Annotated in this window: 10 protein-coding genes; all 10 read left to right on the top strand. The window is 53.3% G+C overall.

Annotated elements, in window-relative coordinates:
- Positions 1 to 72 precede the first annotated feature (72 nt).
- Genes L6468_RS06400 through L6468_RS06445 form a run of 10 tightly spaced genes read left to right on the top strand, consistent with a single transcriptional unit; the run spans position 73 to position 14359 of the window.
- The gene (locus L6468_RS06400) at positions 73 to 1149 is read left to right on the top strand and encodes a hypothetical protein (protein WP_237796547.1); all 1077 of its coding nucleotides are present in this window, start codon (positions 73 to 75) and stop codon (positions 1147 to 1149) included.
- An 8-nt stretch (positions 1150 to 1157) separates the two neighbouring features.
- Positions 1158 to 1757 carry a manganese efflux pump MntP gene (locus L6468_RS06405; protein WP_237796654.1) on the top strand — a complete coding sequence of 200 codons (600 nt, stop codon included), beginning with the start codon at positions 1158 to 1160 and terminating at the stop codon, positions 1755 to 1757.
- Between the two features lie 42 nt (positions 1758 to 1799).
- Entirely contained in the window at positions 1800 to 2726 is a 927-nt protein-coding gene (locus tag L6468_RS06410; protein WP_237796548.1) for a zinc ribbon domain-containing protein, read from the top strand.
- Complete coding sequence (locus L6468_RS06415) at positions 2726 to 5884, top strand: serine/threonine protein kinase (RefSeq protein WP_237796549.1); 3159 nt, start codon at positions 2726 to 2728, stop codon at positions 5882 to 5884. The genes L6468_RS06410 and L6468_RS06415 overlap by 1 nt, the downstream gene beginning before the upstream one ends.
- Positions 5881 to 9228, top strand: a complete 3348-nt coding sequence (locus L6468_RS06420; protein WP_237796550.1) for an AAA family ATPase — start codon at positions 5881 to 5883, stop codon at positions 9226 to 9228. The genes L6468_RS06415 and L6468_RS06420 overlap by 4 nt, the downstream gene beginning before the upstream one ends.
- A gap of 32 nt (positions 9229 to 9260) precedes the next feature.
- Entirely contained in the window at positions 9261 to 9863 is a 603-nt protein-coding gene (locus L6468_RS06425) for a double zinc ribbon and FHA domain-containing protein (protein ID WP_091818721.1), read from the top strand.
- A gap of 52 nt (positions 9864 to 9915) precedes the next feature.
- Positions 9916 to 10620: a PP2C family protein-serine/threonine phosphatase gene (locus L6468_RS06430; RefSeq protein WP_237796551.1), complete on the top strand. Its 705-nt coding sequence runs from the start codon at positions 9916 to 9918 to the stop codon at positions 10618 to 10620.
- Between the two features lie 34 nt (positions 10621 to 10654).
- The gene (gene metA / locus L6468_RS06435) at positions 10655 to 11572 is read left to right on the top strand and encodes a homoserine O-acetyltransferase MetA (protein WP_237796552.1); all 918 of its coding nucleotides are present in this window, start codon (positions 10655 to 10657) and stop codon (positions 11570 to 11572) included.
- Positions 11569 to 13380 (top strand): peptidase U32 family protein, encoded by a 1812-nt coding sequence (locus tag L6468_RS06440; RefSeq protein ID WP_237796553.1) that lies wholly within the window; start codon positions 11569 to 11571, stop codon positions 13378 to 13380. The genes metA and L6468_RS06440 overlap by 4 nt, the downstream gene beginning before the upstream one ends.
- Positions 13373 to 14359, top strand: coding sequence for a zinc ribbon domain-containing protein (locus tag L6468_RS06445; protein ID WP_237796554.1), 987 nt, complete (start codon positions 13373 to 13375; stop codon positions 14357 to 14359). Before L6468_RS06440 ends, L6468_RS06445 begins: the two co-directional genes overlap by 8 nt.
- The last annotated feature ends 58 nt before the right edge of the window (positions 14360 to 14417 follow it).

Below are 14417 nucleotides of genomic sequence, written 5' to 3' on the forward strand. Positions count from 1 at the left end.
AGTATCACTTTTTTTTTATAAATACAAATAAGTTTGCGATTTTTTGAGTAATTTTGCCGAAAAATTGAGAATATGACTTTACATATATTTAATCCTGAACACGATATCGCCCTTGCAGCCAATCTCGCCAACTTCACCGCGCCTCATGCCGGTCGGCAGTTGCGCCATGACCTGGGCTTTATTCCGGCCTTGTGGGCTGAAGAGGGAGACAGCGTTCTTGTTGATAATCCTGAACGTGCCGCCTACGACTATGACCGTTTTCTTCATGCCGTCAACAGGCAACTGAAGGATTACGCGCCGGTCAGAAAAAATTTCCTCCCTCGTTGGGAAAATAAAAATCCCTCGTCGGACATCACGAAAATCCAGCCCTGGGGATGGGATGTGGCCCTGAAGGCCCGTCTGAAGCGGAGTGGGGCAGACGAGCGCTTGTTGCCCACGGATGTTCAGTTGGACGTTATCCGTCAGTTGTCGCATCGCCGCACCTCAGCCCAACTCCTTCCGCTGCTGCAATGTGAAGGTACGGTAGGCGAGTCGTTCGAGTGTCATACGGAAGAAGAAATTCGCCTGCTTCTGGAGCGTTACGGCCGACTGGTTCTCAAGGCTCCCTGGTCGTCGAGTGGCAGGGGATTGCGCTTTGTGAACAGTACCAATTTTACCACGCATCAGGCCGGATGGCTGCGCAATCTGTTTGCGACGCAGGGCTCTGTGATGGCTGAACCATTTTTTGACAAAGAGAAGGATTTTGGCATGGAGTTCTATGCCGGTGAAGATGGCAGTATCCGTTACTTGGGACTCTCGCTTTTCCATACGGCAAACGGTGCCTATACGGGAAATATCCTGGCTACAGAAAATAAAAAGCGTGAAATGATAAGCCGTTATATATCAATTGAATTGCTTGATAGTATTAAGGAAAATATTTGCAGTAGTCTGCCGGCCATCCTCAAGGGTGGCTATGCCGGACCTTTCGGGGTTGATATGATGGTGGTCAAGGGTGAGCGTTTCCTGCTGCATCCTTGTGTGGAAATTAATTTACGCCGTACCATGGGACATGTGGCCCTGGCCTTGACGCCAACCGATGACGAGATGGTGCGTGTGATGAGAATAGAATTTGCGGATGGCCGCTACAAAATGAAGGTAGAAAGAGTATAGGTCTCATGATGAATCTATTTGATATATGGATGCTCTCCGTGGCGTTGGCCATGGATTGTTTTACGGTGTCGATAGCCAGTGGTGTGATTCAGGGCCGGCGGGAATGGCCTGTGATTCTCCGTATTGCCTTCCTCTTCGGACTTTTCCAGGCGATGATGCCTTTTTTCGGATGGCTCGCCACGAATTATTTTGCCCATTATATTGAAGCCTACGACCATTGGGTGGCTTTCGGTCTGCTGGCTTTTCTGGGCGGCAAGATGATTTATGAGTCGTTCCAGCCTGAGGAACAGCATTTCTTTAATCCACGAAAACTCCGCACCCAACTCCTCCTGGCTGTGGCCACGAGTATAGATGCGCTGGCCGTGGGCATCTCCTTTGCCGTTACTGGCTATTCCTCCATGTCGCTCCTCCTGGAACCACTTGTCTGGATTGGTCTGGCTTCCTTCTTTTTCAGTGTGTTTGGCCACCTGTTGGGACTTCGTTTTGGCGAGACCGTGAGAAGGCGCATCCGCCCTGAATTATTGGGCGGTATCATCCTGATATTGATTGGCGTTAAGATTTTACTGACTCACATTTCAATTTTTTCTTCATTTTATTTGTCAGAATGATAAAGATTAACTATCTTTGCAGACAAATTAATAAATATTCTAATGGCTGACGAACAATTTCTTAATTCAGAACAAGAACTACAGCGCGAGCAGTTCAGGTCTCGAGATAACGAAACTCCCCAGATGCAGCAGATGATGCAGGGACAGACGGCGAATGCCAATGGCATTCCTTGTCCTAAGTGTGGCACTGTCAATGATCCCGATGCCACCTACTGTGCGCTGTGTGGTGCTTTCCTTATCACGGGCGTTTGCCCCAACTGTGGTAGTGAGATAGACCCGGATGCCGATTTCTGTGAGGCATGTCATCATTATATCAAGACGGATGTGTGCTCTTTCTGCGGCGCAAGTTTTAACGAGCAGGATGTCTACTGCCCTGAGTGCGGACAGCCTCGTGGCGGTATTGTATGTCCCGCTTGCCATACGCTCAACGATTTCTCTTTCTGTAAGCAATGCGGACGCCCCCTGACCGACCAGGCGCGTGCCATGCTGCAGCAGGTACGACAGATGCCTGAGTACAGGGAACTGGTGGCTATTGCCCAGGAGTACGACGAGCTGCAGATGCAGTTGCCCTACGAGACCGAGCAGGACAAGATGCGCGATGATGAGCTGCAGGGCTTGCGCAAGCGCGTGCTCACGTTGCTGGCCGAGGACAAGGGGCAGCATATCGACGTGAAGCCTGTGCCTAAGCGCCAGCGCGTGACCAAGGAGGAACTGGCTGACATGAAGAGCCGTAAGCTCGACCAGTTGGCTGAGTTGCTCAACCGAATGGCCATCCCCGAGGATCCCTCGCCGGCCACGGTCAGAAACTATGCGATGGCCCAGAAACCGTCGGGCGTGCGACTGGCCTGGAAATGTAACTATAAGAGTGCCCTTCACTCCAGTCCCTGTGGCTGTGCCAAACCTCAGATGGGTGGCAAATGGGTGATACTGGGACATAATTCAAAGCAGGATATTAAGGACGATAAATAATGGCAGACGATTTCGATAAAACCGACGTGTTCGACGACGACCCCGTTGTGGACGACAAGACCATGGTGATGAATCGTGACCTTGACCCTGTTGACGACGATAAGACGATGGTTTTTGCCGATAAGAACAAGGCAAATGCCAACGATGATGACGCCGTCAACGATGACGTTATCAGCGACGATAAGACGATGGTCTACAACGACGACAAGACAATGGTCTATGGTGGCGATGACAAGACCATGATTTATGGTAACAAGTTGCCCGAGGGTGATGACGCTACCATCGTGGGGATGAAAGAGAAAAACTCGGGAGAGACCACCATGCGTCCTGAAGGACCAGCATCGCGCAACGGCGCTAACGAGTCGTCGGCTCAGTATTTCAGTCTGAAGGGACTGGACTATGAACTGGTGACCTGTCTGAGCGATAACTCCGGTGAGGCTCAGGTCTATCTGGTTCAGAGAGAGGGTAAGGAGTATGTGCTGAAGCTCTATTACCCCAATTTCGATATCAATAAGAAACTGCTCCAGCTGGTTCGCTCGTTCCAGTTCGAGATGATTGTTGACCTTCAGGACTACGGTCGTACGTATGTAGACGGTAAGAACCGCTACTATGAGTTGATGGAGTACCTGAAGGGTGGCACCCTGAAGGATGTGAAGATCAATGGCGACTACAACCGTTTCCGCCGACTGACGCTCCAGGCTGCTGCTGCCTTGGCCTACTGTCATAAGAACCACTTGCTGCATAAGGACGTCAAGCCCACCAACTATTTCTTCCGTGACAAGGAGCAACAGGAACTGGTGCTGGGCGACTTCGGTATCTCTTCTATACAGGAGACCGAGGGTAAGTCGTTCCGTACGACGCAGGCCCGTACGCCTATCTATGCGGCGCCTGAGATGTACACCGATGTGATCGACGGCGTGGTGGAGATTACCTTTGCAGCCGACTTCTACTCACTCGGTATGACCCTCTTCACGTTATGGCTGGGCGAGAGTCCGATGAGCTCTAACGAGCGTGCCATGATGAAACAGAAGAACGAGGGTCGTCTGCCTCGACTGAACGAGCTGCCCGATCCCGTCAAGCGACTCATCCAGGGTCTTACCTCCGTGAACGAGAACACCCGTTGGGGATACGACGAGGTGGAGCGCTGGTTCAAGGGCGAAGACGTGGCTGTAGATATCTCGTCGCCTTTCCTGCGCTATCAGAGCTTCGTGGTTGACCCCGAGCGCAACCTGATTGCTGAGAACGTGAAGGAACTGGTGCCCATGCTGATTGCCAATGAGCAGTTGGCTGTCCATTATTTCTATAGCGGACGCATCGTACAGTGGTTGGAACAGAGTGGTAACATCAAACTGGCCACCCTGATTAAGGATATCCTGAATGTACGTTACCCCAACGACCAGAAAGCTGGTTATATGGCGTCGTGCTTCGCCATGGAGCCCACGCTGAAATATATCGACGTAGATAATAAGGAGTGCGCGGATGTGTCGGACATCGTGATGACGCTGCTCGCCAATCAGGAGAAATACTCCATCCTTCTGCTGAATCCCAACGATGCCCTGTTCCTGTGGCTCGAGGCAAGGGAGTATGGCGACGTGACGCGTCTCCGTTCTTATTTCCAGCCTGATGTCGACGGAAAGACCAGCGTGCTGCGTATGGTCTATGAGTTGGACAAGGGCATACCTTTCATCACCTACCTCCCGTCGTCTACCGTTCAGGATATTGTCCGTGCCTTCGGATATGAGAAGGTCAGGGAGGAAGACTGGCACGCCTTGTGCGACGGACGTCTGCTCTCATGGCTGTATTCACATGCCGACCTGGCTGTGTGCGAGTCTGTAAGACATCTCACGCAGGGACAGGAATATTCCAAGGCCCTGGCCTATAAGGTGCTCTATAAGATTGCGCCTAATGTGGGCTACGACCTGCGTGATGCTGACACGCCCGAGAAGATCGGTATGCTCCTGGCCTACGAACTGGTGAAGGTGCAGCGTGCTACTGACGATGAACTCAGGGAGCAGCTGGTGGAGTTCCTGGATCCCAACGACCGCTTCTATTTCTATGCCAAGCATAAGGGTTGGAAGGGGCTGATTGCAGAGGCCGACAAATGTTTTGACCTGAATTCCGAGGAGAACAGGGAGCGCCTCTGTGCCTACGACCTCCATACGGCCTTGTATCGCTTCTGTAAGATACTGGGCGGCAAACCCGTCTATTTCATCTCAGGTGGCGTCACGCTGAATGATGGCCGTAGCCTGGATTCCAAGAAACAGCCTCAGATCAAGGTGGAACTGCGCAACGGTTCCCTGATGCAATGGCTCTCGGTATTCTATCATGAAGACCCGTCCCAGGCGTTCGAGGAGGAATACAGTTATGAGCGTGAACTGGAGAGCTGGGTGCTCAAACTGGGCGACCTGGATCCCCAGAGCATCTACTACCGCCGTTATACGAAGGCCTTGGAAGAGACGAAGGCCCGTGTCAACGAGGTACGCCGTGAATGGCAGTCGGCCCACTATCGTGATGTGTCCATCCGTTTCGGCTTCTATGGCCTCGCTGCTCTGTGGTGCCTGCTGGTATTCGTCCTGGGACTGGACGACCGTACCTATCTCTTCAGGCATCATCTCACTACGATTATCTATCCGCTGGGCGGCATGACGGGCGTCATCGTGGCCGTGCGAGCCTATTTCCGTGGCTATGGTGCCTTGGTATCGCTGCTGTTTGGCGGCTTCGGACTTGCCACGTCGTTCGCACCTTACTACGCCTTGAAGTTTGTCAACGAGCACACACCGTCGTTATTCCATCTGGCTGTGTTCCTGATATCCATCATCTATGTGATTGTAGCCCGCCTCACCGACTTCAGCCGTGATGAGAAGGCCGATTCCAAGTTTATCAATGAGGCCCTCAAGAAGGAGGATATCAAGTCCACGCTTCTTGAACCGCTTTACTATACCTTCAAGACCAAGTCACAACGATACAAGGCTTCTCATTTCAGCGTGCTCGATGAGGTTGACGACCAGATCCACTCTATATCGGGTGAGTCGGTGATCCATTATCTGCTGTGGATGCTGCTTGTTATCGTGATGATCCTTGAGTTGTGTCTGTTCAGTCCTAAGGTGATTGGCTGGCACCAGAATAAAAACGTCAATCAACAGGAGAGCGTACGATGAAATGCGAACATTGTCATAAGGAAAACAGAAGTATTGCCAAGTTCTGCAAATGGTGCGGCCAACCCATGATGTCGCAGCATGTGCTCGATAAACTTGTGGGCTTGGACGATGTGAAGTCGCAGCTGAAGAATATCGTTGACGCCTATGCTTATCTGCGTACACGCAAGGACATCACCACCGTGCGCCTGTCGGTCAACTCTATCATCGTTGGTGAGACGGGTACGGGTAAGACGGCCTTGGCAGAGATTATCCGTGATTATTTCTGTCAGAATCAGATTATCAGTAAACCCAAACTGACCATGGTGGATGCTGTTGACTATCAGCGTTTTGTGGACCAGTGGGACGATAATATCAAGAAGGCCCAGGACGGTATCCTGTTCTTTGATAACGTGCAGAAGCTGTTGCCCGATAAGTATTCAAACCAGGTGAACCCGCTCGACAAGCTGTTTGTGGAGATGGACAAGTGGGAGGGTAATCCCATTGTGATTCTGGCTGGTCTGCCCAAGGGTTTTGAGGAGTTCCTGGAGAACAACCCCGCCGTCAAGAACCGCTTCAAATACATGTTCAACCTGCCCGTTCCCAATTGTCAGGAACTGTGCGACATGGTGAAGATGCAGCTGAAGACGAAGTACGGCATCACCGCTTTCTCAGAGGAGGCCGATAAGCAGTTGACCCGCTACTTCAAGTATCAGATAAAGATCAAGGACGAGACCTTCGGTAATGCCCATCTGGCTATGAAGACGGCCGAGGATATCTTCTCGTCGTTTATCAGTCGTGGCAGCAAGGAGTCTGTTGTCGAGAAAGACGATATCAAGGGTTATGTGCCCGAGGAGCGCACGCTCGACGATATCCTCAAGGATATGGATTCCTTCATTGGCATGACCGAGGTGAAGCAGGCCGTTCGCGAGATGGCCTATACCGTCCAGAATAATATGCAGCGTGTGGAGCGCGGACTGGGCGAGGCTCAGAAAATCTCCATGCATACCGTGCTCACGGGTAATCCCGGTACGGGTAAGACCACCATCGCCCGTAAGTTGGGCGAAATCCTCGCCGCCATCGGCTATCTGGACTCAGGTCATGTGGTCGAGGTGGACCGCTCTAAGATGGTATCCCAGTATCAGGGCGAGACGCCTAAGGTGGTCAACGAACTGTGTGACAAGGCCATGGGCGGTATCCTCTTTGTTGACGAGGCCTACACGCTGGCACCTGTCAGCGCCTCTGGCGAGCGTGATGCCCAGGGTGCGCAGGCCTTGGAGACGCTGATGAAGCGTATGGAGGACGATCGCGACAAGTTCGTGGTGATTGCTGCCGGATACCGCATGGAGATGGACAACCTGTTCCGCGTCAATCCCGGTGTGCGCAGCCGCTTCAATTATTTCCTGAACCTGGAAGACTATACGCCCGACGAACTCTATCAGATTATGCAGATGTTTGCCAAGGGCAAGCAGTATGTCTTCTCGCCCGAGGCCGAGAAACTGGCACGTAAGAAGATTAAGGAGATGTACGACACGCGCGAGAAGGACTTCGCCAACGGTCGTACTATGCGCCAGCTCTTTGACGAGATATGCAAGCGTCAGGCCGGCCGATTGCAGAAGGGCGATATCTCGGCTATGTCTGACGAGCAGCTGGTGACCATCGAGTCGCAGGATATACCTTACGAGGAGCCCAAGGCTGTCGACTGCTCTGAGTGCCTGAAGAAGTTCGACGGCATGGTTGGTCTGGAGTCTGTGAAGAAAGAGGTTACCAGTCTGGCTGCCTTCCTCACCTTGCAGATCAAGCGTGGCGAGACCAATACGTTCCAGGGCAAGCACTATGTGTTCACGGGTAATCCCGGTACGGGTAAGACCACCGTGGCGCGTATCATGGCCGATGTCTTCAAGACGCTGGGTGTCTTGTCGCGCGGCCAGCTCGTAGAGGCCGACCGCTCTAAGCTGGTGGCTGGCTTCTCTGGTCAGACGGCTATCAAGACCAACCAGCTCATCGACTCTGCCATCGGTGGCGTACTGTTTATCGACGAGGCCTACACGTTGAAGTCCAACGATCAGGATGCCTTTGGCAACGAGGCCATCGACACCCTGCTGAAGCGCCTGGAGGACGACCGCGGTAAGTTTATCTGTATCGTGGCGGGCTATACCGACCAGATGCACGACTTCATCGATGCGAACCCGGGCTTGAAGAGCCGATTCACCCAGACCATCCATTTCGAGGACTACAATCCAGACGAACTCACGCAGATATTTGTCAACATGGCTACGGGCAAGAATTTCGTGCTCGACGAGGAGATGCGTGCTGCCGTTCATCGTCAGTTCGAACAGCTCTACCTGCGTCGCGACAAGAATTTCGGCAATGCGCGTGAGGCCCGCCGTATCTTCGACCAGACCGTGGAGCGCCAGAGCGAGCGACTGGTCCGTCAGATGAGTCAGCCCGATGTGCAGGTATGCGACGATGTGGCCGACGGATTCCAGTTCGAGGATATGTACAAGTTGACCGTGGAAGACCTGCCCATGGCTCAGAGCACATCATCACGTCCGCTCGACGAGGTGCTGGCCGAGCTCGACGACTTCATCGGCATGCGCTCCGTCAAGAATGCTATCCGCCGCCTGGCCGTGCAGAGCATGTTTATCAAGCAGCGTGCCGCCATGGGTGCTGGTAGTGTGCAGCAGATGACGATGAACTTCATCCTGACGGGTAATCCCGGTACGGGTAAGACGTCTATCGCACGCAAGATGGGTGAGGTGCTCCAGGCCATGGAGGTGCTGCCCACATCCAATGTCATCGAAGCCAGTCGTGCTACGCTGGTAGGAAAATATATGGGAGAGACGCCCAAGATTGTCAACGCCATGTGCGACAAGGCGATGGGTGGTATCCTCTTTATCGACGAGGCCTATACGCTGTCTGACCAGAACGACCAGTACGGCAAGGAGGCTATCGACACCCTGATGAAACGTATGGAGGACGACCGTGGTAAGTTCGTGGTTATCGTGGCTGGCTATCAGAACAAGATGGAGCAGTTCCTGATGATGAATGCCGGACTGGCCAGTCGTTTCACCTATAAACTGCATATCGAGGACTACACACAAGACGAGTTGCTGGCTATCTTCAAGAAGATGGCCGAGAAACAGCAGTACACGCTGTCGCCTGCAGCCGAGTTCAAGGCTCTGGATGTCATCAGCCAGATGCTCGAGGTCAAGGACGAGACCTTCGGCAACGCCCGCGAGATTCGCAACCTGCTCGACGAGACCATTCAGCAGCTCTCTATCCGTGTGTCCAACATGCCGCCTGAGACCGTTACCAAGGAGACCTATCAGATTATCCAGCCTGAGGACTTCAAGGACCGTCAGTAAGCGGAATAGTAAGTACCGAAAATTCTTAGAACATGATTATTTGTCCTAGTTGTAAAGAAGAGATAGAAGACGATTCCTGTTACTGTGACCAGTGCGGAAAAGCCTTAGCATATTGTGAGCGTTGCGGCCGTGTGGGTATAGGCCGGCGCTGCACCTCCTGTGGTGGCATGATGCTGCTGGCCGACGAGTTCAAGCAGCGTCAGGAGACCTCTAATGTATCGATGTCTGTGTCTATGCGCCAGATGTCTATGCGTGGCATCTCCCAGCGCTCGGTATCGGTCAGTCAGCGTGGCGGCATCCCCGGCACACCTACCATGGGTGGTGGCGGACTGCCTCAGCTGCAGCTGTTCAACGACTCGCTGGGCATCCGCATCGTGGGTATCAACGGGGCTGTCATAGGCCGCAAGCAGGGTCCGTATATGCATTTCTTCAAGACGCAGGCCTACGTATCGGGTGCGCATGCGCAGCTGCTGTTCCGTCCTGAGTCCGGCTGGTGTATAGCCGACCGTGGTTCGTCGAATGGCACCAAGCTCAACGACCACCGTCTGCAGCCCGACGTAGAGATGTCTATCAAGAATGGAGATATCGTCACCATAGCCAATGTGGTGTTGAAAGTAGTAATTAGTGTAAATTAAATAAGTAGAAATGGCACATTTTCATATATCAGCATCAAGCAGAGTAGGATGTGTGAGGACAAACAATGAGGACATGATCCTCATCGGTTCAGAACTGTTGCGTAATGATGTCTATAAAACCAGTTTCACGACTAAAGCAGATAACCGTCTGCTCGTGGCTATTGCCGACGGCATGGGCGGACATAACTGTGGCGAGGTGGCCAGCGAGGACTCCCTGACCAATCTGCGCTTTTTCTTTGACGACCTGCCTTTGAACATGACCGAGGGCAACCTGCGTCAGGCTATGGACAACTGGCTGAAGAGCATGTGTCTGGCTGTAGAGGCCAAGGGTAAGGAAGACCCCATCTACCGTGGCATGGGCACCACGCTCGTAGCTTTTCTGTATTACGGCGGACAGTATTACTGGGTCAACTGTGGCGACAGCCGTCTGTACCGCTTGCATCAGGGCGAACTCACACAGCTCACCACCGACCACTCGCTCAGTAATGTGCTGGGCCTGAAGACCCACTCCAGTCAGATTGTCAACTGCATCGGCGGTGGCAGCACGGAGAGCTATATCGATATGGCGAATATCACCGGTGAGGTGGAGTCGGGCGACACGTTCATGCTGTGCAGCGACGGACTGACCGACATGGTGGCCGACGAGGACGTGCAGGCGCTGCTGGAGAAGAAGGCCGATGCCGACATGCTGTGCGAGGCTGCCGACAAGGCCGGTGGATATGATAATGTATCAGTGATTACGATTAGAGTAGATTAGTAAGATTAAGTATTTGAACAGATAAGAGTTTTATATGCCGTTAAGATTACCTGACAGGTTACCTGCCATAGATATTCTGAAGCGTGAGAATATCTTCGTGATGGATAACTCAAGGGCACACTCACAGGACATCCGACCTCTGCGGATTGTGATCCTGAACCTGATGCCCCTGAAAATTACAACAGAGACCGACCTTATCCGACTGCTATCGAACACCCCGTTGCAGTTGGATATCAATTTTATGAAGCTTAAGAGTCATACGCCGAAGAATACGCCCATAGAACACATGATGATGTTCTATCGCGACTTTGAGTCGATGCGCCATGAGAAGTTCGACGGTATGATTATCACAGGTGCGCCTGTGGAGACAATGGATTACGAGCAGGTGACCTATTGGGATGAGATAGTGGATATCTTCAACTGGGCTCGTACGCACGTCACCAGTACGCTCTATATCTGCTGGGCTGCGCAGGCTGGACTCTATCATTACTATGGGGTACCCAAGTATCCGCTGGAGAAGAAGATGTTTGGTATCTTCGAGCAGCATCCTCTCCAACCTCAGATGCCTATCTTCCGTGGGTTCGATGATACGTTTATGATGCCTCATAGTAGGCATACGGAGATTCACAAGGAGGATATCCTGGCACATCCGGAACTGGAACTGATTGCTGAGAGTGAGGATAGTGGCGTCAGCATCGTGATGGCGCGTGGCGGACGAGAGTTCTTTATCACGGGCCACCTGGAGTATTCGCCCAATACGCTGGATAATGAGTATAAGCGCGACTTTGGTGTGCGTTCTGATGTGGAGTTGCCTCGCAACTATTATCGCAACGACGACCCGTCGCAGCCTCCTTTGGTTACCTGGCGCGCGCACGCAAACCTTTTCTATAGTAACTGGATCAACTACTACGTCTATCAGGAGACGCCGTTTGATATCAACAAGATTGAATGAGACAACTGGAACTGCTGGCTCCTGCCAAGAATCTGGAGTGTGGCATTGCTGCCATCGACCATGGGGCTGATGCCGTGTATATCGGGGCTGCGCGCTTTGGTGCGCGTGCTGCCGTGGGCAATAGTGTGGACGATATCCGCACGCTCTGCCAGTATGCCCATCAGTATGGCGCCCGTGTCTATGTCACGGTCAATACCATTGTCTATGACGACGAACTGGCCGACACGCGGGCGTTGCTGCAGCAGTTGGCCGAGGCACGGGTCGATGCTATCCTGGTGCAGGATATGGGTGTGCGTCAGATGGCGCAGGAACTGGGTCTTACCGTTCATGCCTCTACGCAGACTGATAACCGCACGGCCGGGAAGGTCAGTTGGCTCCGCTCCCTGGGCTTTGCCCGTGTGGTACTGGCGCGCGAGTTGTCGGCACAGGAGATAGCCGACATCCATCGCCAGGTGCCCGATACCGAACTGGAAGTCTTTGTACACGGTGCGCTCTGCGTCAGCTATAGCGGACTCTGCTATGCGTCGCAGTATTGCTTTGGCCGCAGCGCCAACCGTGGTGCCTGTGCCCAGTTCTGCCGCATGAAGTTCGACCTGCTCGATGCTGATGGCGAGGTGCTCGATGCGCAGCGCTATTTCCTCTCGTTGAAGGATATGAACCAGAGCGAACATCTGGGCGAACTTATCGAGGCGGGTGCTGTGTCGTTTAAGATTGAAGGCCGACTCAAGGATGTGACGTATGTGAAGAATGTGACGGCGGCCTATAGCCAGTTGCTCAACGCCTATATCAAGCAGCATCCCGGCCAGTACGAGCGTGCCTCGAAGGGCAGTTGCACCTATACGTTCAGGCCTGATTTGCGCAAGACCTTCAATCGTGGCTATACCACGTATTTCCTGCATGGCCGACAGCCTGATATTGCCTCTTTCGACACGCCCAAGGCTATGGGCGAGTTTGTGGGCACGGTCAAGGAGTTGCGTGGCAATTCGTTTAATGTGGCTGGTGTGGCGTCCTTCAGCAATGGGGATGGTCTCTGCTTCGTCAACGACCGCCGCGAGCTCGAGGGTTTTCGTGTGAATAGGGTAGAGGGCAACCGTCTTTTCCCCTTGAAGATGCCGGCCAACCTGCGTCCCGGACTCCGTCTTTATCGTAATAACGACCAGGAGATGGAACGCCTGTTGGGTAAGAAAAGTGCCGAACGAAAGATGACGGTCACCATGGCTTTGCGTGCCACGGCCGATGGTTTCTCCCTGCAGATGGGCGATGCTGTAGCCTCTATCGTGGCCGAACATCAGGAGGCTCAGAAGGACCCGCGCGAGAATATCATCCGTCAGCTCACCAAACTTGGCGGCACGCCGTTTGAGTGCTCAGAGGTGGATATCCCTGCCAACTTTAACTACTTCATCCCTAGCAGTTTATTGGCAGAACTCAGAAGGAAAACTGTAGAGGCGGCGCTGACTCTTTCCGTCAGCCCTCAGCCCTCTCACATCATCCATCAGACATCAGCCTTCAACCCTCAACCCTCTTACCATCTGCCGTACCTCTACAACGCCTCCAATGCTCTGGCGCGTGCGTTCTACGAGCAGCAGGGTATCCAGGTGGCCGATGCCTTTGAGGTGCGCCAGCCCGCCGAGCGTCTCATCATGCAGTGCCGTCATTGTCTGCGCTTTGCCCTGGGACGCTGTGTGAAACATGGTGGCCGGAAGCCCGAGTGGAAGGAACCGCTGTCGCTGCGCTTAGGCGACGGACGCCAGTTCCGCCTGGAGTTCGATTGCCGTCATTGTCAGATGAATATTTACGCCGATGAATAGACTGTCGCTTTTCGTAATAGGAGTGCTCAGCCTGCTCTTCATAGGTTGCTATCATCAGACGCCCGAGACCTCGGACGCCTGGATAGTCACCGAGGAGCAGATGGACTCTATCTCTTTCTATACCACCCATCACTACACCCACAACTATAACTTCCTGGTTACTGCCGACACGCTCTGGCTCGTGGTGCAGCAGCCTACGGAGGTGCTCAGCGACATGCTGGTAGACAGTGTTGCCGTGGTGCGCGACGACCGTCTGGTGGTGGCCGATATCATGACCCTCTCGTCAGATACTATCGACTCCGTATGGGTGCAGGTGGCGCGTGATCAGATGACCATGGGCTGGATCCACGAGCAGCAGATGTTGCCCGGTGTGGCCCCTGACAACCCCATCTCGCAGTTTATCACCTTCTTCTCCGATACCCACCTGCTCATCATGCTGGCCTTCCTTGTGGTGGTGCTTGCCGCCTATACCCTCCGCATGGCCTATCGTCATAATGCCCGCATTGTGCATTTCAACGATATCCCCTCCGTCTATCCCATGCTGCTGGCCATTCTTGTGTCGGCCTCAGCCGTGTTCTATAGCACCATCCAGTTGGCCGACCCCGACTCCTGGCGACATTACTACTATCATCCCACGCTCAATCCCTTTGCCGTGCCCCTGCATCTCAGCCTGTTCCTGATATCCGTATGGGCCATGCTGCTTATCGCCATTGCCGCGCTCGATGATATCCGCCGCCAACTGTCGTTCACCGAGGCCATCCTCTATTGCCTGGGCCTGATGGGCGTCCTGGCCATCGACTATGTCGTCTTTAGCATCTCCACCCTTTACTACATCGGTTACCCCCTGCTGATCGCCTACGTCGCCTTCGCCATCTACCAGTATGTGCATCATGGCCGTGCTGTCTATATCTGCGGCCAGTGCGGTGCCACCCTTCACCAGAAAGGCAAGTGTCCCCATTGCGGCACCGTGAATGTATAGAGCGGATATAATCCACAGGTAAGCAACGGAACAAATCTTTATTGTCCCGTTGCTTACC

It is taken from the genome of Prevotella communis (genome assembly GCF_022024115.1).
Taxonomy (GTDB): Bacteria; Bacteroidota; Bacteroidia; order Bacteroidales; family Bacteroidaceae; genus Prevotella; species Prevotella communis.

Bases quoted from the DNA above. Each gene is read 5' to 3' on its own strand.
- L6468_RS06400 (WP_237796547.1), top strand. From the start codon at position 73: ATGACTTTACATATATTTAATCCTGAACACGATATCGCCCTTGCAGCC.
- L6468_RS06405 (WP_237796654.1), top strand. From the start codon at position 1,158: ATGAATCTATTTGATATATGGATGCTCTCCGTGGCGTTGGCCATGGAT.
- L6468_RS06410 (WP_237796548.1), top strand. From the start codon at position 1,800: ATGGCTGACGAACAATTTCTTAATTCAGAACAAGAACTACAGCGCGAG.
- L6468_RS06415 (WP_237796549.1), top strand. From the start codon at position 2,726: ATGGCAGACGATTTCGATAAAACCGACGTGTTCGACGACGACCCCGTT.
- L6468_RS06420 (WP_237796550.1), top strand. From the start codon at position 5,881: ATGAAATGCGAACATTGTCATAAGGAAAACAGAAGTATTGCCAAGTTC.
- L6468_RS06425 (WP_091818721.1), top strand. From the start codon at position 9,261: ATGATTATTTGTCCTAGTTGTAAAGAAGAGATAGAAGACGATTCCTGT.
- metA (WP_237796552.1), top strand. From the start codon at position 10,655: ATGCCGTTAAGATTACCTGACAGGTTACCTGCCATAGATATTCTGAAG.
- L6468_RS06440 (WP_237796553.1), top strand. From the start codon at position 11,569: ATGAGACAACTGGAACTGCTGGCTCCTGCCAAGAATCTGGAGTGTGGC.
- L6468_RS06445 (WP_237796554.1), top strand. From the start codon at position 13,373: ATGAATAGACTGTCGCTTTTCGTAATAGGAGTGCTCAGCCTGCTCTTC.